18 protein-coding genes, 1 tRNA gene and 1 pseudogene are annotated in these 22,543 nt (G+C 22.5%); 1 reads left to right on the forward strand and 19 read right to left on the reverse strand.

Annotation, left to right across the window (positions count from 1 at the left end):
- The first annotated feature begins 247 nt into the window (after window positions 1-247).
- The gene (locus JNO41_RS02295) at window positions 248-1,168 is read left to right on the forward strand and encodes a hypothetical protein (RefSeq protein WP_152031111.1); all 921 of its coding nucleotides are present in this window, start codon (window positions 248-250) and stop codon (window positions 1,166-1,168) included.
- 49 nt (window positions 1,169-1,217) lie between these two features.
- Here JNO41_RS02295 and JNO41_RS02300 read toward each other — a convergent pair whose 3' ends face one another.
- The 19 genes and pseudogenes from JNO41_RS02300 to rsmI all read right to left on the reverse strand — a co-directional run bounded on the left by JNO41_RS02300 (window position 1,218) and on the right by rsmI (window position 22,542).
- Window positions 1,218-1,562 carry a holo-ACP synthase gene (locus tag JNO41_RS02300; protein ID WP_121464232.1) on the reverse strand — a complete coding sequence of 115 codons (345 nt, stop codon included), beginning with the start codon at window positions 1,560-1,562 and terminating at the stop codon, window positions 1,218-1,220.
- 71 nt (window positions 1,563-1,633) lie between these two features.
- Window positions 1,634-2,311 carry a helix-hairpin-helix domain-containing protein gene (locus JNO41_RS02305; RefSeq protein ID WP_432729352.1) on the reverse strand — a complete coding sequence of 226 codons (678 nt, stop codon included), beginning with the start codon at window positions 2,309-2,311 and terminating at the stop codon, window positions 1,634-1,636.
- A 32-nt stretch (window positions 2,312-2,343) separates the two neighbouring features.
- Complete coding sequence (ligA, locus tag JNO41_RS02310; RefSeq protein ID WP_432729355.1) at window positions 2,344-3,627, reverse strand: NAD-dependent DNA ligase LigA; 1,284 nt, start codon at window positions 3,625-3,627, stop codon at window positions 2,344-2,346.
- 987 nt (window positions 3,628-4,614) lie between these two features.
- Complete coding sequence (locus JNO41_RS02315; protein WP_121464234.1) at window positions 4,615-5,376, reverse strand: TatD family hydrolase; 762 nt, start codon at window positions 5,374-5,376, stop codon at window positions 4,615-4,617.
- A 132-nt stretch (window positions 5,377-5,508) separates the two neighbouring features.
- The gene (gene lpdA, locus JNO41_RS02320; protein WP_238055070.1) at window positions 5,509-6,888 is read right to left on the reverse strand and encodes a dihydrolipoyl dehydrogenase; all 1,380 of its coding nucleotides are present in this window, start codon (window positions 6,886-6,888) and stop codon (window positions 5,509-5,511) included.
- 52 nt (window positions 6,889-6,940) lie between these two features.
- The gene (locus JNO41_RS02325) at window positions 6,941-7,699 is read right to left on the reverse strand and encodes a dihydrolipoamide acetyltransferase family protein (protein ID WP_238055069.1); all 759 of its coding nucleotides are present in this window, start codon (window positions 7,697-7,699) and stop codon (window positions 6,941-6,943) included.
- Window positions 7,700-7,727: 28 nt separating this feature from the next.
- Entirely contained in the window at window positions 7,728-7,958 is a 231-nt protein-coding gene (locus JNO41_RS02330) for a biotin/lipoyl-containing protein (RefSeq protein WP_238055165.1), read from the reverse strand.
- 26 nt (window positions 7,959-7,984) lie between these two features.
- On the reverse strand, window positions 7,985-8,998 hold the full coding sequence (locus JNO41_RS02335; protein WP_432729358.1) for an alpha-ketoacid dehydrogenase subunit beta: 1,014 nt from the start codon (window positions 8,996-8,998) through the stop codon (window positions 7,985-7,987).
- A gap of 231 nt (window positions 8,999-9,229) precedes the next feature.
- A complete protein-coding gene (gene pdhA / locus JNO41_RS02340) occupies window positions 9,230-10,321 on the reverse strand; it encodes a pyruvate dehydrogenase (acetyl-transferring) E1 component subunit alpha (protein WP_238055068.1) in 1,092 nt (363 codons plus the stop codon).
- Window positions 10,322-10,965: 644 nt separating this feature from the next.
- Window positions 10,966-11,688: a lysophospholipid acyltransferase family protein gene (locus JNO41_RS02345; RefSeq protein ID WP_238055067.1), complete on the reverse strand. Its 723-nt coding sequence runs from the start codon at window positions 11,686-11,688 to the stop codon at window positions 10,966-10,968.
- 88 nt (window positions 11,689-11,776) lie between these two features.
- Window positions 11,777-12,258: pseudogene (locus tag JNO41_RS02350) on the reverse strand (dihydrofolate reductase).
- Entirely contained in the window at window positions 12,255-13,121 is an 867-nt protein-coding gene (locus JNO41_RS02355; RefSeq protein ID WP_432729362.1) for a thymidylate synthase, read from the reverse strand. Before JNO41_RS02355 ends, JNO41_RS02350 begins: the two are co-directional and overlap by 4 nt.
- A gap of 113 nt (window positions 13,122-13,234) precedes the next feature.
- Window positions 13,235-13,323, reverse strand: a tRNA-Ser gene (locus JNO41_RS02360).
- 89 nt (window positions 13,324-13,412) lie between these two features.
- Window positions 13,413-14,597, reverse strand: coding sequence for an acetate kinase (locus JNO41_RS02365; RefSeq protein ID WP_269091894.1), 1,185 nt, complete (start codon window positions 14,595-14,597; stop codon window positions 13,413-13,415).
- Between the two features lie 1,720 nt (window positions 14,598-16,317).
- A complete protein-coding gene (gene nrdF / locus JNO41_RS02370) occupies window positions 16,318-17,364 on the reverse strand; it encodes a class 1b ribonucleoside-diphosphate reductase subunit beta (RefSeq protein WP_238055064.1) in 1,047 nt (348 codons plus the stop codon).
- 22 nt (window positions 17,365-17,386) lie between these two features.
- Complete coding sequence (recA, locus tag JNO41_RS02375) at window positions 17,387-18,385, reverse strand: recombinase RecA (RefSeq protein WP_238055063.1); 999 nt, start codon at window positions 18,383-18,385, stop codon at window positions 17,387-17,389.
- Between the two features lie 51 nt (window positions 18,386-18,436).
- A complete protein-coding gene (gene pgsA / locus JNO41_RS02380) occupies window positions 18,437-19,069 on the reverse strand; it encodes a CDP-diacylglycerol--glycerol-3-phosphate 3-phosphatidyltransferase (protein WP_238055062.1) in 633 nt (210 codons plus the stop codon).
- A gap of 1,025 nt (window positions 19,070-20,094) precedes the next feature.
- Window positions 20,095-21,669, reverse strand: coding sequence for a methionine--tRNA ligase (gene metG / locus JNO41_RS02385; RefSeq protein WP_238055061.1), 1,575 nt, complete (start codon window positions 21,667-21,669; stop codon window positions 20,095-20,097).
- Window positions 21,670-21,690: 21 nt separating this feature from the next.
- Window positions 21,691-22,542, reverse strand: a complete 852-nt coding sequence (gene rsmI / locus JNO41_RS02390; RefSeq protein ID WP_238055060.1) for a 16S rRNA (cytidine(1402)-2'-O)-methyltransferase — start codon at window positions 22,540-22,542, stop codon at window positions 21,691-21,693.
- Window position 22,543: the final 1 nt, after the last annotated feature.

Raw genomic sequence — 22,543 nt, forward strand, 5'->3', positions numbered from 1 at the left:
TAGATAAAATAAATAATAAATAAAATAAATAATAAATAAAATAAATAATAAATAAAATAAATAATAAATAAAATAAATAATAAATAAAATAAATAATAAATAAAATAAATAATAAATAAAATAAATAATAAATAAAATAAATAATAAATAAAATAAATTGAATTAGAAAAGAGAATGAATAAAAATTCAATTATCAAACAAATATAATTTAACTAATAAAAAATTTTATTACTTGTTATATTATTTTATGTTCTTTATCACAATTAACCTTCTAAATTATCAAATTAAAGCAATAGAAATTAATAAAGAAGAAAAAAATAATAAAATTCATGAAGAAATTTTATTAAAAAAAAGAAATGCCGAAATAGAATTAAATATCGCTAAACAATTAAAAAATAAAGTCGACGAATCTTTTGAAAAAAATCTTTTATTAACAAAAGAAATAGAAATGATAGAAAATGAAAATGACGAAAATACAGCCATAAGTCAATTAAAAGCAGCAGAAAAACAATTTAAAGAAGAAAAAAATGAAAATATTTTAGAAAATATTTATGTTTTGTTAAATTCTTCTCTTCAAAATTATAAAAAAAGCATAACTAATATAAAAAAATATAAAGCTTTGGTTAATAAAGAAATACTAAAAAAAGAAATTATCAAAATCCAACAAATGATAGAAAAAACAGATGATTTTTTTTATGATAAAGAAAATGCTATTAATTTAAAAAAAGAAATACAAACAGAAATGGAAAATATACAAAAAGAAGGGACAGCTATTAATTTATCAAATAAAGCAAAATTAATATTAGAAGAAGCTGAAAATATTTATTTAACAAGTAGCAATAATGATGAAATTATAAATAATAAATATGATCGTGCGACTTTTTACTTTCAAGAATCTTTTGACAAATATCAAAATATAAAAATTAAATTAAAAAAATTTTTTATAGAAATATTTAAAGAAGAAAAAACAGAAGAAAAAAATCAAAATGAAGTCAAAAACGAAATAACAATTTCATCTCATGAGCAAAATAAATTAAAACAATGGCAAATTATTTTATTAATTTCAGGAATAAGCATTTTTTTATTAATTTTGATTTTATTAAAAATAAAAAATAAATATTCGAAAAATTTTTTCAAAAAAATTAAAAATAATGAATTTATGTTTTAATTTATAAAAAAGAGTTTATAAAAACTCTTTTTTTGTTTCGAATGAAAATTTATAATAAAATGACAAAAGCTAAGGCGTAGTTTTCAGTATGAGTAATAGAAATTATAATTTTTGAAGATGAATCAGAATGGATAACATAAGGAGCACCTGAATTCAAATCATTTAAAATAGACCAATCACGATAATTATTTTTTAAATTTCCTTTTTGATAAGCTTTAAAAATAGCTTCTTTAGCGGCCCATCTGCCTCCTAAAAAACTAAGTTTTCTTGATAAATGATTAATATCTTGATATATTAATTGCTCTGCATTAGATAAAATCCTATCAGCTATTTTTTCTATTCCTATTTTTTTAATTTTTTTTATTTCGACTAAATCAACTCCAATATTTTTCATTTATTTTTGTATTCCTTTTGAATATATCCGAATATTAAAAAAATAAATAACATATTCTTATAAATTGCGCATTATTTAATCGAATTTAAAATATTATTTAATTCGTTTTCATCCATTATTTTAATTTTTAATAAACGAGCTTTTTGTAATTTAGAACCGCTATTATCACCTTGAATTAAAAAATCCGTTTTAGAAGAAACATTTTTGATAATAGAAGCTCCATATTTTTCTAAAATATTAGTTAATTCATTTCTTGAATAATCATTAAAAGTACCAGTTAAAACTATTTTTTGATCTTTGAATATATTATTAATTGGAACATTTTTATATAAATAATCAAAATTAAGACCTTTAGATTTTAATAAATTAATTTCTTGAATATTTTCTTCTTTCCGAAAATACTCAATAACGCTATTAGATATTCTTGGACCTATTTCAGGAATTTCAGATAATTCCTCTAAATTAACTTTTTTTAGATTATTAATGTTTTTAAATTTCTTATTTAATAATTTAGCTATTTTAATTCCTACATGTTCAATTCCTAAACCGTATAAAATTCTATCAAAAGATTGGTTTTTACTTTGTTCTAAGGCATCTAAAATATTCATTATTTTTTTATCTTGAAAACCAGGTAATTTTTTTAATTGTTCGTATTTATCTTTTAAAGAATATAAATCAGAAATTTTTTTGATCAATCCTTCTTGAAAAAAAGTAAATAAAGTTTTTTTCCCTAAAACATTAATATCCATCGCTTCTCTCGAAACAAAATGAATAATTTTTTTTATTTTTTTTCTTCACAATCATCATTTAAACAAAAATGATCGACTTCACCTTCTTTTTTAGTTAAAACACCATTGCAAAAAGGGCAATTTGAAATCATTTTAAAAGGAACTTGACTAGTTCTTTTATTTTTTAAAACTTCTAAAACTTCAGGAATAATAGAACCTGATTTATGTACTAATACAAAATCATTAATACGAATATCTTTTTTTTGAATATAATCATAATTATGAAGCGTTATTTTAGACAACAAACTGCCATCTACCATAACAGGCAAAATAGAAGCTACAGGAGTTAAAGAACCAGTTCTTCCTATTTGAAATTCAATATTTTGAATTATAGTTTCACCTTTTAAAGAATTTAATTTATAAGCGGTAGCCCACTTAGGACATTTAGAAGTATATCCAATGGAATTATGTAAAATTAATTCATTTACTTTGATTACAATTCCATCTATATCATAAGGCAATTTATCTTTCAATTCTTTATAATAATTAATTTTTTCTTTTAATTGTTCAAAGGAAAAAACAACATCATAATAAGGATTAACAGAAAAACCATTTTTTTTTAAAAAATCTAAAGCTTCCTTTTGCGTCTTAATAAAAAAAGGAGGGTCGATAATAGAATAAATAAAAGAAGATAAATTTCTTTGAGCAACTATCGAAGAGTTTAATTGTCTTAAGGTTCCAGAAGCTGCATTACGAGGGTTAGAAAATAAAATTTTATTTTTTTCTTTTTGTTCTTTATTCAATTTTTCAAATGAATCATGATCAAATAAAATTTCTCCTCTTACTTCTAAATCTATTTCTTCTTTAATTTTTAAAGGAATATTTTTAATAGTTCTAATATTTTCAGTTATTAATTCTCCAACATAACCATTTCCTCTTGTTGCAGCTTGGACTAAAATACCTTTTTCATATTTTAAACTAATTGCTACTCCATCTATCTTAGGTTCGATAATAAAACAAAAAGGAATATTTATTTTTAATAAACGATTACAAAATAATTTTAATTCATCAAAATTAAAAACATTACTCAAGGACAACATTGGAACAATATGTTCTACTTTTTTAAACTTCGAACTTAAAAAACCACCTACTTTCAAAGTAGGACTGTAAGATAATTTATATTCAGGATATTTTTTTTCTAACACGGACAATTCTTTTAATAAAGCGTCATATTGATAATCTGACAAATCTGTTTTACTCAAATTATAATAGTTATAATTAGCTTGATGAAGCGTATCTGTCAAACTTTTAATTTTTTTTTTAATTTCTAATGTCATTATTTATAACCTTATTCATTATAATTAATAATATTTTTTAAATTTATTATGATTTGACTGTAATTTTTAATAAAGTTTTTTCAAATTTCAAAATTTTTAATTATGATAAATTTTTATTAAATGTAAAATTATGTATGTTATAATTTTAACTGTTATTTATATATTTTATTCTTTAGAAATCAAAGATATCTTAAAATTATAAATTTTAAATTAAAATCAAATATTTAAATTTAACAAGACAAATCTGAAAAATTATAAAAAGGTATTTTTTTATGAAAAATTCAGTTAACAAAAAAATTTTTATAACAAATTTATTAATTTTAAACATTAGGGTTAATTAAAGGGATTTATAACAATCATTCTTTTTTATCTTTATATTTGTTTACGAGGCAAACTGTTTTATTAATTAATATCTATTTTATAATTTTATTTTTCTTTACAAATTTAAAAATAAATAAATATTTAAGTTTTATTTGTTTGTTTAATTGTTTATTGCTTTGCATTTATAATTTCAAGATCGAAAATAAAGAACTTTATAATCAAAGAAAATTATGGGAAATTTGGATTGCTCATTTAGAACATATAATTGTGCCTTTAATATTTTATTATTATTATTTTTTATAGATAAAACTACATTAAAATTAAAAAATTTTTATATCGTTTTAATTCATCCTTTTATATATTTAATAACATGTTTTTTTCTAAAAAACACTCCATATAAATCTTTAAATTTGAAAAGGAATTTGAATAATTTGTTTTTTTATAGTATTTTTGTGTTATTGATTTCAGGAATGTCTTTGATATTAATTTTATTAAAAAGAAAAATATTAAAAAAATATTATAATTTAAATTTAAAAGAACTTAAAATTAATTAAGTTCTTTTTTTATTTTTAAAATTATAAATCAAAGTTTTTTAAAAAATGAAAAAATTTAAATCATCATAAAGAAATTAATTATAAAATAAATAATTTCTATTAAATAAAAAAATTATATATCCAAATTAAATAATTTTTTTGCATTTTTTGTGGTTTGTTCAGAAACATCTATTATATTAATTTTTCTTAAATCAGCTATTCTTTGAGCTATAATTTTAAGAAATTCGGGTTCATTTCTTTTACTTTTTCCCATAGGAAAAGGAGTTAAAAAAGGAGAATCTGTTTCTAACAGAATTTTGTCTAATGGGACTTTTTGGACTATTCGATGAGCTTCAAGAGCTTTTTCATAAGTAACAATTCCTCCTAAACCTACATAAAATCCTAATTCTAAAGCTTTTTCTAATTCGTCTAAATTACTAGTTAAGCAATGAAAAACTCCTTTGATTTTATCTTTGTAAGGAAGTAACATTTGATATATTTCTAAAAAAGATTCTCTTGCGTGTAAAATAATAGGCAAATTATATTTAATAGCTAATTTAATCTGAATTTGTAAATTCTTTTTTTGTATTTCTAAAGAACTTTTATCATGATATAAATCTAAGCCGATCTCGCCTACCGCTACTACTTGAGGGCATCTTAAATATTTTTCGATGCTAAAAGGATCTTCGTTTTCCCAATAACAAGGATGAATCCCTACAGTAGCTTTTATAAAAGGGTTTTGAATAGCTAATTCTATGGCTTTTTCATTTGTTTCTTTATTTACACCGGGGACAATAAAATATTTAACATCATTATTGTGCGCTCTTTCTATAACTTGTGTTAAATCTTTATTAAAATTTAAAAAATTTAAATGCGCATGTGTATCAATTAACATATTTTTATTTCTCTTTTGAAAAATTAATTTATAGAAAATTTGAATATTAATAATATAAAAAAACCTAAAAAATTAAGGTTTTTATTAATTTAAAATTTTTAAAAAAATATTTAAGTTGTTTAATGAAAAAAATTATATATGAATAGGTTTGTCAATTGCTCCTAAAAAAGTTTCTAAAGTTATTTCGGATAAAGTAGGATGAGGATGAATTGTTTTAACTATATCATAAGCCGTTCCGTTCATTCCCATAACAACTCCTATTTCGCTAATTAATTCTGTCGCATGACAAGATAATATGTGCATTCCTAAAATTTTTAAACTATTTTTATCGACAATTAATTTTGCGAACCCATCAGTTTCGCCCTCGGCCCAAGCTTTTCCTATAGAACTAACAGGGACATTAGAAACTTTATAATTTATATTATTTGCTTTCGCTTGTTCTTCAGTTAAACCTATAGAAGCTATTTCAGGAAAACCATAAATACAAAAAGGAACAGAATTATAATCCATAGGCAAAAGATGTTCTTTTGAATTTAAAGCGTGAGAGACAGCTATTATACCTTCGTGAGTAGCTACATGAGCTAACATATATTTTCCGTTTACATCACCAATAGCATAAACTCCTTCAATAGAAGTTTTTAAAAAATTATCAGTAATTATTCCACTTCTATCTGTTTTCAAATTCAATTTTGTAATCCCATCTAAATTAGGTTTAGTACCTACAGCCATTAAAATTATATCTGCTTCAACTTGATGCTCTTGTGTATTTGTTTTATAATAAACTTTATTATTTTCAATTTTGATTACTTCTGAATTTGTATAAATTTTAATATCATCTTTTTTTAATATTTTGGTATACGCACTTATAATATCATGATCCATATTAACTAAAATATTTTTTTGTTTTTCTATAATTATAATTTCGGAATTAAATTTTTTAAAAATAGTTGCAAATTCTACTCCGATAACTCCTCCACCAATAATAATTACTTTTTTAGGAAATTTTTCTAATTGAACTAATTCTTTGCTAGTGCAAAGGTGTTTATTTTCATAAGATTCTTTGGCTCCAGGAATAGGCGGAATAATAGCACTAGAACCTGTTGCTATAATAAGTTTGTCGGTTTCTAATTTTATTTCTCCTACTTGAAGTAAATTAGGAGTTAAAACTTCTGCTGAAGAATTATAAAAATCAATTTTATTTTTTTTTAATAAAAAAAGAATACCATTGTATAGCTGTTTAACTATTTTATTTTTACGATTTAAAACAGATAACCAATCAAAAGAAATATTATCAATTTTATTAATACCGAATTGATCGATATTTTTAGCGATATCAAAAACTTTAGCACTTTTTAAAAAAGCTTTAGTAGGGATACAACCATAATTAAGGCAAATACCGCCAACTTTATGTTTCTCTATTAAAGCTACTTTTGCTCCTAACTGAGCCGCTTTAATAGCAGAAACGTATCCGCCAGGTCCACCACCAATAATTAAAATATCATATTTTTTCATATTTATATTTTATTTTTCTTTTTTTAATTCTATTTTTGTTAAAATTTTTATTTTAAAAAATAAATTTTTTTAGTTCTGTAATATCGCTTAATAATAAAGTAATTCTATTTAAAAATCTTGAAGCGTCAGCGCCATCTATAATACGGTGATCGAAACTTAAAGAAAGATGTAAAATATCAGCAATACAAATATTATTTTCTTTAACTATTGGCTTTTTAATGATTTTTCCAATTCCTAAAATAGCTAGTTCAGGAAGATTAATAATAGGAGTGCATTGTAAACCACCAATAGTACCAAAATTACTTAAAGTAAAAGTTCCATTTTGAATTTGTTCTAATGTTAATTTTCCTTCTTTTGCGCTTTGAGATAATTTATTAATTTCTTTTGCTAAATCGATAATATTGAATTTATCTGCATTTTTAATATTAGGAACTATTAAACCACGAGGAGTATCAACTGCAATCCCTAAATTAATAATTTTTTTGATAATTATTTCACTATTTTCAGGATCGAAACTAGAATTAAATAATGGAAATTCTTGTAAAGCAATAATAATCGCTTTAGCTATAAAAGCCATATAAGTTATTTTTATACCCTGTGGTTCTAATTCGTTTTTTAATTCTTTTCTTAATAAAACCAAATCGGTAATATCTACTTCTTCTGTTAAAGTGACATCAGGAATTTCTGTTTTTGCAATAACCATTCTTTTAGCAATTATTTCTCTTATTTTCGAAATTTTAACAATTTCTACTTCTTGATTTTCATTTTCATTATTTAAATTTTGATCGTTTTTATCTTTATCATTTTCCATTTTAATATATTCCTTTTTTGTTTGAAAATTATTCAATTGTTAATAAAATATTTCCAACTTGTACTGAGTCGCCTTCTTGAAAAAATATTTTTTTAATCTTTCCTTTAGTAGGAGAAGTTATAGGTACAGATACTTTATCTGTTTCAATTTCCACTAATTCTGCCCCTTCTTCAACTTCATCGCCTTCTTGAAAAAAAAATTTAATAATTTTACCTTCGTTTATTCCTTCGCCTATGTCAGCAAAACGTAATTCAAACATAATATTTATCACACTTTCTATTTTTTCTATTTTTTTTCTATTTTTTCTATTTTTTTATTAAAAATTTTTCTAATCTGGTAAATAATTTTATCAGGATTTAAATTTTGATGATATTCTCCTCTAGCTAGAGGCATAATAATATCAAATCCTGTAATTCTCTGTGGAGCATCTTTTAAATAAGAAAAGATATTTTCATTTACTAAAGTTATTAATTCCCCAGCTGGGCCATAAGTTCTTGTAGCTTCATGAACAATTACTAATCTTCTTGTTTTTTTTACAGAAGATAAAATTGTTTCTTTATCGATCGGATTAATAGTTCTTAAATCTATTAATTCGACAAAAATACCTTCTTTAGCTAATACATCAATAGCTAATTTAGAAATTTTAACAGCAGAACTCCAAGCTACTAAAGTTATATCTTTTCCTTCTTGAACTACTTTAGCTTTTCCTATTTCAATTTCATATTCTTCTAAAGGAACTTCTTCTTTTTTACCACGATATAAAAGTTTCGGCTCCATATAAATTACAGGATCCGGACTATTAATAGCCGCGATTAAAAGACCTTTAGCATCATAAGGATTTGAAGGGACAACTACTTTTAAACCAGGAGTTGATCCTAAAATCACTTCTAAAGATTCCGAATGATGTTCTAAAGCTTTTACTCCACCACCTATTGGAAATTTTAATACCATAGGACATGAAAAAGTATCTCTAGAACGATTTCTCATCCTAGCAGCATGAGAAATTAAATCTTGTAAACCTACATAAATAAATCCATCGAATTGAATTTCGGCAATCGGAATTAAACCATTTATAGACATTCCTATAGCGCTTCCAACGATACCTGATTCTGTGATCGGAGTATCAAAAACACGTTCTTTTCCGTATTTTTGTTGTAAACCAGCTGTAACTCTAAAAACACCGCCTAATTTACCGATATCTTGTCCAAATAAAACTATTTTTGGATTTTTTTCTAACTGCGTATCTAAAGTATGATTAATAGCTTGTAATAAATTCATCGAAACTTTGTTTGAATCCATTTTTTTATCAACTTTCCTTTTAGTATTTCATTTCATAGATTGACATTTTAATATATAATTCTATAATTTTTTTTAAATAATTTATATATCAATATCAAAATTAAATATTTTAATTATCAAGTAATTACAATTTAATTCATTATAATAATTTACTATTTTAAAATAATTTTAAATTTTTAAATTATTATTTACGAAAATATATTTTATTAGTTAAATCATCTCTTTAAATTATTAATCTTTTTTAATTTTTAAAAAAGATTCGTATTCTGAATATTGTTCTTTTAATTGTGGAGTCATTTCATCATAAATATGTTCGAAAATTTCAATCGGTTCTACTTTACTTCCGTAAGACATAATTTTTTCATGAACTTCGCTAACATACTTTTCTGTTTCTTTTTCTATCTCTTCTATCATGTCTTGTGTTAAAATTTTTTTATTTAAAAGATATTTTTGAAAACGCATAATTGGATCTTTTAATTTCCATTCCGCTTCTTCTTCCTTTGAACGATATAAAGTTGTATTATCATTAGTTGTATGAGCGCCCATACGATAAGTTACAATTTCTAGCAAACCAGGACCTTTTTTTTGGCGAGCTCTTTCGACAAATTGCTTAACAGCAACATGAACTGCTAAAACATCGTTCCCATCCACTTGAATACCTGGAATACCAAAAGCATAAGCTTTTTGAGCTAAAGTTTCGGAATTAGAAGCGATTTTTCTAGGAGTCGAAATAGCATATTGATTATTTTGGATGACAACTACTAAAGGAGCTTGATATACGGAAGCAAAATTTAAACCTGCATAAAATTCTTCATGTGCAGTTCCGCCATCTCCAATTGTAGCTATAGTTACTTCGTTTTTGTTTTGAATTTTACTAGATAAAGCTAAACCTGTTCCTATATTAATACTCGAACCTATTATAATATTAACAGGTAAAATACGTTTTTTAGGATCCATTTTAGAACCTTTTTCATTACCAAACCAATAAAGATATATATTTTCTAACGGAATACCACGATATAAATATAAACCTATATCTCTAAAATAAGGAGATATCCAATCTTGTTCTTGTAATGCAGAAGCAGTTCCGACTTGTCCAGCTTCATGTCCTTGATTAATAACATAAGAAAGCATTCGTCCTTGACGTTGATATTGAACAGCTTTGATATCAGAAATTCTACATAAAATCATTGTTTTGTACATCTTGACTAATTCATCTTTAGATATATTCGGTTCTAATTCTGGATTAATTACTTTACCGTCTGTATCCAAGATCTGTAATTTTTTCTTTTGTAAAGGATTATATAAATCAAATATTTCCATAATAAATGTCCTTTTATATATTTTTATTAATTCAATTATATATATAATATATTTTATAACATATATTATTTAATTACATTTTTAAAAAACGAATTAAATAAATAAAAAAATCATTAAATTATAAAATTCTAAAAATGAATATCAAATATCATCAAAATTATAAACATTTAATAAAATAATTATTCATATATTTAATATTTATTAGTTTATAACTCACTTAATAATTATAACTTATTTTTAAATAATTATTATTTATAATAAAGAAAATAACCAATTATTGGCTCTCAGAATATAAAAATATTTTATTTTTTTTAATTTTTATGATTATTTTTTTGATTATTTAATTTTTTTCTAAATGATACATTTTATTTATTTAATTCTTCGTGTCTTCTAAAGATAAATTTGTATCTTTCGCCAAATAGTTAATTTTTAAATTTTTTTTATTTAAATTATTCATTAACATTACAAATTATTTGTAATTTTTGTGATTTACCTTATTTGTATTATTATTTTACATTACTATTGTATAATGTTCATTAATTATTAAAAATATAAAAATTAAAGCGATAAATATATAAAAATTAATTTTTAAAACTGATTTTTAAATAAAATAATTTTATTTTTAATTTAAAAAAAAAAAAAAATTATAAAACAGAATTAATTATTTTAGTTACTTCTCGATTTATTTCTTGGGTATTTTTATTTTTAAAATTTTCATAATTTATAGGTTCATGAATAACAACATCTACTTTTTTTCTTTTAAACCAACATTTCCCTCTCATAGCACAAGAGCCTTTTAAAGTGATAGGAAGAATATTAGACTGACTTCTTACAGCGATTTTAAAAGAACCATCAGAAGAACTAACAATTTTATCACTAGTTTTATGTATTATTCCGCCTTCATGAAAAACAACCATCGCCATATTTTTTTTAATATTATCGATTCCTTTTAAAACATTTTTAATTGTCTCTTTATTGTTTCCTCTTGTAATTTTAATACAATTAGCAGCGTTAAAATAATAACTTAAAAGCCAACCCATTTTACCACGATATAATTCATCTTTAGGCGTAAAGGAAATAGTTCTAGGAAAAATAGAAGCGATGATAAAAGGATCAAAATTAGTTTTATGATTAGAATAAATAATTAATTTATCTTGAAGCGGGATTAAATGTTTATTATGAACAATAATTTTAATTCTAAAAAATCTTATAATTAATTTTGACATACTAGAGATAATTTTTTGTCTAAAAGGATGATCCACCTTAAATCTCTTAGAAAACCACATCGCTATAAATAAAAAGAATAAAATACAAATCCATGCTAAAATTATACTAATAAAAAAACCTAAAACTCCCCAACAAATCATATATATGTTATCTGTTAATAATAAGGGAGTAATCCAAAAAAACAAACAAAATATTATAAAAAGAAAACTAAACATACCAAAACAATCCTTAATCTAATTTTTTCACATAAGTAACAAAAATTAATTCAGATGTTATTTTTTTATCTTGAATGAAATATTTTTTATAATCGAAACGAGGAAAAAAAGAATCGCCTTTATATCTTCTTAATACATGAGTAATATACATAACTTGAGCATATTCAAAAGATTGTTTAAAAATTTGGCCACCGCCTATAATCATAATATTTTCTTTTGAATCTTTATATTTTTCTAAAAAAAGTTTTAAATCTGGAACCAAATTAATATTAGGAAAAGAGATAGATGAAGAGCTAGCAACATAGACTTGTCCAAAAGGAAAAGGCTTTTCTTTATAATAACTTTTCAAAGATTTATAAGTATTTAACCCCATCAAGACATTTTGATTTATAGATTTTTTTTTAAAAATAAAAGATCTTCTCGATAATGCCATGGTAATTTATTTCCGTCTCCAATTAACAAATTAGAATCTAAAGCGGCAATTAAACTAATCATACTGCTATTTCTGCTTTCAAAGAGTCATGGGAAATATAATTTTTTAATTTAATATCTGAAAATTTAAAATCTTCTATTTTTTTAATATTAGAATTTAAAATAATTTTAGATAAAGAAAGAGGATTTCGTTTGATTTGAATTTTAACTTGATCTAAATGATTTTCATAAATATGAGCATCACCTAAAGTATGAATAAATTGATGTGGTTCTAAATTAGTTACTTGAGCTACCATACTTAATAATAATGCGTAAGAAGCGATATTAAAAGGGATTCCTAAAAAAACATCTCCGCTCCTTTGGAATAGTTGTAAAGAAAGTTTATTGTTTTCGACATAAAATTGCATTAGAACATGGCAAGGAGGCAAAACCATTTCATCTATGAAAGGAGGGTTCCAAGAATTAATAATTAAACGTCTAGAATAAGGATTGACTTTAATTTCTTGGATAATTTTTTGTAATTGATCTACTCCTGCGAAATCACGCCATTGTTTACCATAAACAGGTCCTAATTGACCATATTTTTCAGCGAATACTTCATCTTCTTTAATTTTTTGAACAAATTCTTCTAAATTTTCTCCTTTAAAATAAGGAGATTGAATATATTTTTTATAAGGCCATTCATTCCAAATATTAACATTATTTTGAACTAAATAACGAATATTAGTGTTGCCACTAATAAACCATAATAATTCATGAACAATACCTTTAAAATACATTTTTTTAGTAGTCAATAAAGGAAATCCTTTACTTAAATCAAAAAACATTTGGTGTCCGAAAATACCTTTAGTTTTAATTGATGTTCTATTTGTTCTTATAATACCTTTTTTTAATATTAAAAAACATAAATCTAAATATTGATCCATAATATTTGTCTCTCTTTTTATTTGTTGACAAGTTTTTTGTTTTTTAAAAAAAAATATTATATTTTAAATATTCAAAACAAATAACTTAGAAATAATTAAAAATAATTTAAATATGGCGGAAGAAAAGGGATTCGAACCCTTGCATCTAATTAGATCTACCCGCTTTCCAAGCGAGCCTCTTAAGCCACTTGAGTATTCTTCCTTCTCTAGTATATAAAAAAATACTTTTAGAGAAAATAAAATAAATAAAAATAATTAAAATAATTTTAAAAAAATTATAAAAATAAATTTTTAATTTTTATTTTTACTTAAAGTAAACACTTCACGAGCAATTGTTATTTCTTCATTAGTCGGAATAATCATTACTTTTACAGAAGATTTTTCGTTAGAAATAATTTTTTCTCCTTTTGTTTTATTCAATTCAAGATCTAAATGAATATCCAAAACTTCTAATTTTTTTACTATTTCTTGGCGAAAAAAATGAGAATTTTCTCCTATTCCAGCCGTAAAAATCAAAACATCTATGCCTTTTAATAAAACATAATAACTTGCGATATAATCTACTATTCTTTTGGTTTGAATATTCCAAGCTAAAATAGCATTTTTATCATTTTGAGATATTTTTTCTTCTAAAATTCGACAGTCATTAGAAACTTGTGAAACTCCTAACATACCAGATTTTTTATTTAAAATATCTAAAACTTCTTTATAATTTTTATTTTCTTTTTCGGCAATAAAAGAAATAACAGTCGGATCGATATTTCCGCTTCTAGTTCCCATCGGAACTCCTTCTAAAGGCGTTAACCCCATAGATGTATCGATAGATTTCCCGTTTTTAATAGCTGCTAAAGAAACTCCGTTTCCCGCATGACAAATAATCATTTTCAAATCAGATTTGTTTAAAATATGTTCGGCTCTTTGGGAAACATATTTATAAGAAATTCCGTGAAAACCATATTTTCTTAATTTATATTTTTGATACCATTCATAAGGAGTAGCATATAAAAAATTTTCTTCTGGCATATTTTGATGAAAAGTGGTGTCGAAAACTCCTACTTGCAACACACCAGGCAAAACTTTTTTAAATAATTTAATTCCTAAAACATTAGCAAAATTATGCAAAGGAGCTAAATCGTTTAAACTTTCTATTTTAAGAATATTTTCATCTGTTAAAATAACTGAATTTTTAAAAATTTCTCCGCCTTGAACAATTCTATGGCCTACGCCTTCTATATTTTTTAAAGAATCGATGATTTTATTTTCTATTAAAGAATCTAAAATTAATTGTATAGCCTGATGATGATCTCTAACTAATAAATTTTTTTGTATTTTTTCATCTAGGAATTCAATAGTAAAAATAGCGTCATCATAACCAATTCTTTCAATTGAACCGACACAACAAATTTTTTCTTTTGGCATGTTCAACAATTTAAATTTTAAAGAAGAACTGCCTGAATTAATTGACATAATTTTCATAATAATAAAAAATCCGTTTCTGCTCTTTTATTTATTAATAATTTTTAAATATTAAAAACACATAATAAATTATTTTAAAATAAGTATTATATATACATACTTATTTTAAAATAATTTATTTATTTTTAATCAAAAGAAAATATTTTTTTTAATTAGCGTTAAAACATAAAATAAATAATTTGAATTGTTATTATCAAAAAACCGCCAATAATTAAATTTTAAATTTTTTAAACCTTTGAAAGTGTTTTTTTTAATATTAATATTGTTTTCGAAAGGTATATTCAATTAATTTTAGATATTAAATAAATATATTTATTTTAACAAACTTTATATCAAAATATAATTTTTTAATAAAAACTATTTAATAATTGTTTTTTATAAAATATATAAATATATTTTATAAAAAACAAAAATAAAATTTAACTTTTAAAGCTAAACTCTTGAAAAATATTTATTTAAAAATATATAAATCCGGTCGCTAAAAAAAATTATTAAACTTTTTTTAATAGGTTTATTTCGTTTTTTTAAAAACTGATAGAAAGTATTTGTTTTTTTAATTTTTTTTAAAAAACAAATTAAAATTAAAGACACAAAAGATAAACAATACATAACAATGTCGACAATATGTAAAATCAATTTATGAAATTGATCAATTATAAATTCATTAAAGTTCGCCAAAGCCCATAGCAAACGTAATAATCAAAATAACCCCAAAAGAATAATTATAAAATATAAAAATATTTTAAAAAATAACTAAAACCGTAATGATTTATGATATTTAATTTGATCATTATTATTCATTTATTTCAACAACCTCTAATCTATCATTCATGACTTACCAAAATAATTTTATCATTTGAATCTATAATTTATAATTAGGTTTTTGTTTCAATGAAACCGTTAATTTACTATTTACGTCTAAATTAATTACGATAGGTTACCTCGGAAAAAAACTTTCTTTTAATTTTTGTTTTATGTTTACCTATTCCAACATTCTTTTAATTATAACAAAAATACATTTTAAAATCTATTTTTTTATATTTATTTACGAAATAAAGAGTTTAATATTAAAATTTATTATTTATAAAGAAATAAATAACTTTTTCATAAATAAATTTAAAATTTAAATTCAAATCTTTTTCATTTGATAAATTATGTAAAATAGAAACTTCTAAAACAAAAAAATAAAAATAATTTTTTTAAATAATTACTTTTTGGATTTATTAAAAAGAACTTATATTTTTTATTCTTGTCTTAGATGTAAAAATTAAGATTAATTTAATTTCGAAATCTAAAAACAAAAAATAATTTTGTTTGTTAATATTGATTAAACAGCACTTTTTTAACAAAAACACTCTCAAAACATAATTTTTCTATAAATTCTTAATTCATTTATATAATTTCTTATATTTTACATATAAATTATTACTTTTTTATATAAATTTTTATATTTTTATCTTTATATCTCGTGTAGCGTTTGTAATATGATATTTAAAATTTTAAAAACAAATGACAATTTTCATATCTTTTATATTTTACATATTAATATTTTTTTAATTTCATTTAAATTAACTGTAAATTTTCCTTACACGTTTTTATTTTTTTTATCTCCTATTTAATAAAAAAAGTTTATATGATTTCTCACACAAACTTTTTAAATGAGTTATTAATCGATCGAGTTATTACTATATTTTTTTTAAAACATAAAATAAAAAAAATTTTAATTTTCGTCATCAAAAATAAAATCTTCATCTCGAAGACTTTCAGATATCATTTTTTGATAACCATTTCCTTTCATTGAAAAATTATCCATCGTCTTTGTTTCAGTATTTAAACCATTAAGAATAACAGGATTTATTTCTTCAGATGCAAATTTTTGATCAAATCCTAAATTTAAAAGAGCTTTATTAGCGTTATAACGAACAAAAGTATTAACATCGTCTACTAATTGAACTTGATGATAAAGTTCAGAAGTTAAATTTAATTGTTCTTGATATAATTTATCCATCAAATCATCCATCCATTCTTTTAAGTTTGTTTTTTGTTCATTAGTAAAATCATAATATAAATCTTTTGCTAAACGACCTATATAAGCTCCATGAATACTTTCATCTCTAATGATTAAATTAATTATTTCTCCTGCTTGCATCAACATTCCTTGACCATAGAAAAATAAGGGATAATAAAAACCACAATAAAATAACCAAGTTTCTAAGAAAACAGAAGCAACCATCGCTTTCCATTTAATTATTTTGGTTGTTTCTTGATTTAAATTTGTAGAATCTATTTTATGTTGTAAAATATTTTGTTCTAATTCTTCATAAATACCAACAATATTTTTTAAAATATTTTGCAAATTGGTTTGTTGTTCGCCCCATTTAAATAAGTCATCTATTTCTTTTTTCTTTAAAAAAGTCATAAAGATATTAGAATAACTTTTAGCATGAACAGCGTTTTCCATAGCTCCCATAAAATTAAGAGTCGCTTTTTTTTGATGTTCAAAATCTAAACATGAACGTAAGATAGAAGGGATTCCGATATCGCCTTGATAAGTATCTAAAAAAGTCAAAACTAACAAATTTCGTGAATAAGTTTCTTTTTCTTGTGATGATAATTTTTGCCAAACATTAAGATCACTTTGTAAACTTATATCTTCAGGACGCCAAAATTGACTTAAATTTTGTTCATAAAAATGTTGTGTATATTCGTCTTCAACTTTATTCCAATTAGCTGCATGAAATTGACGAAAATTATTATTTTTTTTCATTAGATCTTTTCCTTTTATTTTTTTAAACTAAATTATAATGTTTTTTAATTTTTTGTTCTAAATCTTCCGCAATTTTTTTATTTTGAATTAAGAATTCTTTAGCTTTTTCTTTTCCTTGGGCGATATTTTTCTTTTGATAAGCGAACCAAGAACCACTTTTTTCAATTAAATCTAATTCAACTGCTAAATCTAATATTTCTCCTATTTTAGAAATTCCTCTTCCATAAATTATATCGAAACTAGCTACTTTAAAAGGAGATGATATTTTGGATTTAACAATTTTAGCATTAGTTCTAATACCTAAAACGTTATTGTTTTCTTTTATAAATTCAGTTCTTCTGATATCTATCCTAATGGAAGCGAAATATTTTAAAGCTTTTCCTCCCGGAGTAACTTCAGGACTTCCATAAATAACACCTACTTTTTCTCTTAATTGATTAATATAAATGACTGTAGTGTTAGTTTTAGATATGATCGCAGATTGTTTTCTCATGGCTTGACCCATCATTCTAGCTTGAAGTCCCATAAAAGCATTTCCTGATTCTCCTTTTAGCTCAGCTTCCGGAGCCAAAGCTGCTACTGAATCAACAATTATCAAACTCATTGTTTCGCTTTTTATTAAAGTTTCGACAATATCTAATGCTTTTTCGCCTGAATCCGGTTGAGAAATAATAAAATTATCTATATCTATTCCGATTCTCTTAGCATAATTAGCATCTAAAGCGTTTTCGACATCTATAAAAGCGACTATCCCACCTTTTTTTTGAGCTTCAGCGGCGGCATGTAACGCTAAAGTTGTTTTTCCTGAGCTTTCTGGACCATAAATTTCGATAATTCTTCTTTTTGGAAAACCGCCTATTTCAAGAGCTATATCTAAATTTAAAGAACCTGTAGAAATAGATTGAATTTTACTAATTTGATTAGAATTTAATTTCATTACGCTTCCTTTTCCGAAACGTTTTTCGATATCTCTTAATGTTTGTTCTAAAATCTGTTTCTTTTTTTCATTTTCGTTATTCATATTTTAACTTCCTTATATCTGTGTTTTTATTTTGTTATTATTTATTTTTGATTAAAAATTATTTTTAATAAATTTGAAATTCTTTATTATATAATCGATTCCGGACCAAATAATTAAAAACATATTAATAATTAAAAAAATTTGATTAAAAAGAATCATTGAAATTTCAGAGGATCTAGTTTCGATTTTTTTCGATATTAACATTAAAAAAATAGAAATAAAAGTAAAGATAGTTTTTAATTTACCTAAAAAAGAAGCAGTTATAATAGTTTTTTGTTCAAAAGCTATTAATCTTACTCCCATTACCAAAAAATCTCTTATAATATTTATAAGTAAAACACTTAATAACAAACGTTCAATGTGTTTATTATGTCCTTTTGTTAGTAATGTGTCATTTGTAGATAATATATAAATATAGAAAAACGAAACAATAACTAATAATTTATCAGCTATAGGATCGAAAAATTTTCCAAAAATAGTTTGTTGTTTAAATTTTTTAGCTATATATCCGTCTAAAAAATCTGTAATAGATGCTAAAACGAAAATTGAAATAAATATGTTTCTAAATTGATCTTCGATAATCAAATCTTTTTTTATAATGAATAAAAAAGGCAACATAACAAAAACTAAAAAAATTCTAAAAAGAGTAATTAAATTAGCGGATGTTTTTATTAATTTTTTCATTTTTTTATCAAAATAAATCTCTTTCAAAATTTAAAATTATTTTTTATAAATTTAAAATCGAAATGCAATAAATTATCAACAAAATATTATAGAAATTATAAAAATAACAATTTCGATATTCTATATTTAATTTTCATTTTATATTAAATTTAATAAATTCAAAAATAAAATACTATTTTATTAAAATAATTTTTTTTAATGTATACAATATATTATATAATTTTAAAGTCAATTTTTTAATTTTTAAATTATTTAATTTACAATTAAAAGTTTTTTTGTTATTGTTTTGTATTATTTATATATTTTTGTTTTATTTATGAAATTATATAAATGAATCTTTTTATTATTCTTTTTTATATTTTATTATTATTAAATAATTTTCATTCTTATTCATTAAAATATTAAAAAAAGATTCTGTAAAAAAATTGAAAGTACTTTTACTTTCGAAAAATATTGTCAAAAACTATACTCATAAAATAATAACTAATTTAATGCATAAAATCAATAATTTTAATGAAAAAAATAAAAATAACAATATTTTAGAAAATTGAAAAAATTTTTTTTATTATCGATAAATGTTGTCGTGCTTAATAAGAAGATATATAAATAATTTAAAACAAATTTTTAACAAGCTATTTTTTTTGAATTTACAAAAAAACCTTTATTTTCGAATCAAATTTCTCAAAAGCGCTACCAAGAAAAATTAATTAAATAAATTAGTTTCAAAGACGACGATAAAAAAATTTATTATATTTTAAAATATGACCCATATAATAAACAAACTTATTGTGACCCTAACTCAGATCAATAAAATTTCAAACCTAATCAAAAAAAAAAAAAAATACATATAAAGACAATAAATAAAATTAAAAATATAAAAAAACCTAATAAAAAAGACTATCAAATTTTGATAATCTTTTAAATATTTTTAATGATTTTTAAATTATTTTTGTCTTTAAAAAAACTTTTAATAACGTCTTCTATTGCTGTTTCAGAAAAACATCTATTACATCAATAAAAAATCATCATAAAATCTTCAAATCGACAAAATCATCTTTATTTAAACGTTCAAAAAGTTTTGTTCCTACTTTTAATTTTTTGTTTTTAGTAACTCCGAAATAAGATAAACTTTCAAAAGTATTTTCTTCTGCTTGAATTTGTTTTAAAATATTTTGGGATGTTTCTGGTAAAAAAGGTTGTAATAAAATGCCTATAAAACGAATTGTTTCTACTAAATTATATAAAACAAAATCTAATTTATCTAAATTATCTTTACTTTTGATCAAATTCCAAGGTTCCGTTAAATCAATATATTTATTACATAAACGAGATAATTTTAATATACATTCTACAGAATCACTCATTTTATAATCTTCCATAAAATGACGTAAGGATGATATAGTTATTAAAGATTCTTTAGCTAAATCAATCGATTCAAATTCTTTAACCTTATTTAAATTTTTTCTTAATTCCCCATCATTATATTTAACTATCATTCCTAAAGTACGACTTAATAAATTACCTACAGTATTCACAAGATCAGTATTATATCTTTCAAATAAAAGATCATAAGTTAAAATACCATCAGAATTATAAGGAATTTCATGTAAAACAAAATAACGAATAGCATCTACAGAAAAAATTTTTAATAAATCATCTACATATAGAGTATTATTTAAAGATTTAGACATTTTTTTATTATTAAATAAAATCCAAGAATGAATCAAAAATTTTTTTGGAAGAGGTAAATCTAAAGCCATTAATAAAATAGGAAAATGAATTAAATGAAATCTAGTAATATCTTTTCCTATTATATGCAAATCACAAGGCCAAAAATGTTTTAATTTATTTTTTTTATCATCTTCTCCAAAAGGATAATGAAGTCCTGTAATATAATTACTTAAAGCGTCTATCCAAACATAAACTACATGCTTAGGATCAAAATCTAAACCAATACCCCATTCAAATGAAGTTCTAGAGATGGATAAATCAGGAAGCGGTTCTTTTAATAAATTTAAAATTTCTTTCTTAATATAAGGAGGTAAAATTAAATGAAGTTCATCGTTTAAATATTTTAACAATCGATCTTGATATTTGTTTAATTTAAAAAAATAAACTTCTTCTTTAGTCCAAACAGGAGTCTCGCCATTAGCTGTTTTACCATTAATTAAATCTTTTTCTGAAATATAACTTTCTTCATAAACAGAATACCAACCTTCATATAAACCTAAATAAATATCGTCATTTTTAAAAAGTTGTTCCATAATAACTTGAACTTGTTTTTTGTGAAAAGATTCACTTGTTCTTATAAAAAAATCATATTTAATATTCATTTTATTATAAATTTCTTTAATTTTATCAGAAATTTGATCAACGTATTTTTGGGTATCTAATCCTTGTTGTAATGCTTTTTTTTGTATTTTCTGCCCATGTTCATCAGAACCAGTTTGGAAATAAACATTATAACCTTCTAATTTTTTAAATCTTGCTATAGCATCAGCTAAAATCATTTCATAAACATTTCCGATATGTGGTATAGATGAAGCATAAACAATAGAAGTGGCGATATAAAATTTTTTATTTACAGGGGATATACTCATTTAATTTTCGAAAACCTTTTTTTAATTTTTTTGAACTTTAAATTTATTATAAATTATTTTTTTAGAAATTTTTCGAGCTTTCGATACTTTAATAAAAGCTTCTTTTTCATTATAACCTTGTTCTAAAAAAAACTCAATATGTTCTTCTAAACTTATATCTTGATATAAATTATTATTTTGATTAGCTTCGATAACTACAACATATTCACCTTTTAAACATAATTCGTCTTTTAAAATATCTTCTAAAGAACCATTAATAACAGTTTCGAATTTTTTAGTCAATTCTCTGGCTAAACAAATATTTCTTTCTTTTCCATAACAATCGCTAATTAATATTAATGTATCTTTAATTCTGTTTGCTGATTCATACAAAATCAAAGAACCTTCAAAAAAACGATATTTTAACAAAACTTTCTTTTTCATCTCTTTTTTTTTGGGCAAAAAACCTAAAAAAAGAAAAGGACAATCAAAAGAAGAAAGAACAAAAGCAGATAAAAAAGCTGATGGGCCCGGAACAATAGTGACATTAAAGCCAGCCATTTTCACTTCTTTTACCAAAAAAAGACCAGGATCACTAATTAAAGGAGTTCCTGCATCACTAATCAAAGCTAAATTATTACCTTCTTTTAATAAAAACAAGACTTTTTGAAGACGTTCTTTTTCATTATATTTATGCAAAGAAATTAATTTATTTGTGAAATTATAAAAACGTAAAATTTTAAAAGCTATTCTTGTATCTTCGGTTAAAATATAATCAACTTCTTTTAAAGTCTCTAAAGCTCGAAAACTCAAATCAGACATATTTCCGATAGGTGTAGCGACTAAATACAACAAATTTTTATTTTCCGCAAAAGTTTTTTGAATAATTACCATA

Origin of the sequence: 'Prunus avium' virescence phytoplasma, from assembly GCF_050916135.1 — a bacterium.
In the GTDB taxonomy this organism is placed as follows: domain Bacteria; phylum Bacillota_I; class Bacilli_A; order Acholeplasmatales; family Acholeplasmataceae; genus Phytoplasma; species Phytoplasma ziziphi.

Coding starts and splice junctions, on each gene's coding strand:
- JNO41_RS02295 (WP_152031111.1), top strand. CDS start 248: ATGTTCTTTATCACAATTAACCTTCTAAATTATCAAATTAAAGCAATA.
- JNO41_RS02300 (WP_121464232.1), bottom strand. CDS start 1,562: ATGAAAAATATTGGAGTTGATTTAGTCGAAATAAAAAAAATTAAAAAA.
- JNO41_RS02305 (WP_432729352.1), bottom strand. CDS start 2,311: ATGGATATTAATGTTTTAGGGAAAAAAACTTTATTTACTTTTTTTCAA.
- ligA (WP_432729355.1), bottom strand. CDS start 3,627: ATGACATTAGAAATTAAAAAAAAAATTAAAAGTTTGACAGATACGCTT.
- JNO41_RS02315 (WP_121464234.1), bottom strand. CDS start 5,376: ATGTTAATTGATACACATGCGCATTTAAATTTTTTAAATTTTAATAAA.
- lpdA (WP_238055070.1), bottom strand. CDS start 6,888: ATGAAAAAATATGATATTTTAATTATTGGTGGTGGACCTGGCGGATAC.
- JNO41_RS02325 (WP_238055069.1), bottom strand. CDS start 7,699: ATGGAAAATGATAAAGATAAAAACGATCAAAATTTAAATAATGAAAAT.
- JNO41_RS02330 (WP_238055165.1), bottom strand. CDS start 7,958: ATGTTTGAATTACGTTTTGCTGACATAGGCGAAGGAATAAACGAAGGT.
- JNO41_RS02335 (WP_432729358.1), bottom strand. CDS start 8,998: ATGGATTCAAACAAAGTTTCGATGAATTTATTACAAGCTATTAATCAT.
- pdhA (WP_238055068.1), bottom strand. CDS start 10,321: ATGGAAATATTTGATTTATATAATCCTTTACAAAAGAAAAAATTACAG.
- JNO41_RS02345 (WP_238055067.1), bottom strand. CDS start 11,688: ATGATTTGTTGGGGAGTTTTAGGTTTTTTTATTAGTATAATTTTAGCA.
- JNO41_RS02355 (WP_432729362.1), bottom strand. CDS start 13,121: ATGGATCAATATTTAGATTTATGTTTTTTAATATTAAAAAAAGGTATT.
- JNO41_RS02365 (WP_269091894.1), bottom strand. CDS start 14,597: ATGAAAATTATGTCAATTAATTCAGGCAGTTCTTCTTTAAAATTTAAA.
- nrdF (WP_238055064.1), bottom strand. CDS start 17,364: ATGAAAAAAAATAATAATTTTCGTCAATTTCATGCAGCTAATTGGAAT.
- recA (WP_238055063.1), bottom strand. CDS start 18,385: ATGAATAACGAAAATGAAAAAAAGAAACAGATTTTAGAACAAACATTA.
- pgsA (WP_238055062.1), bottom strand. CDS start 19,069: ATGAAAAAATTAATAAAAACATCCGCTAATTTAATTACTCTTTTTAGA.
- metG (WP_238055061.1), bottom strand. CDS start 21,669: ATGAGTATATCCCCTGTAAATAAAAAATTTTATATCGCCACTTCTATT.
- rsmI (WP_238055060.1), bottom strand. CDS start 22,542: ATGGTAATTATTCAAAAAACTTTTGCGGAAAATAAAAATTTGTTGTAT.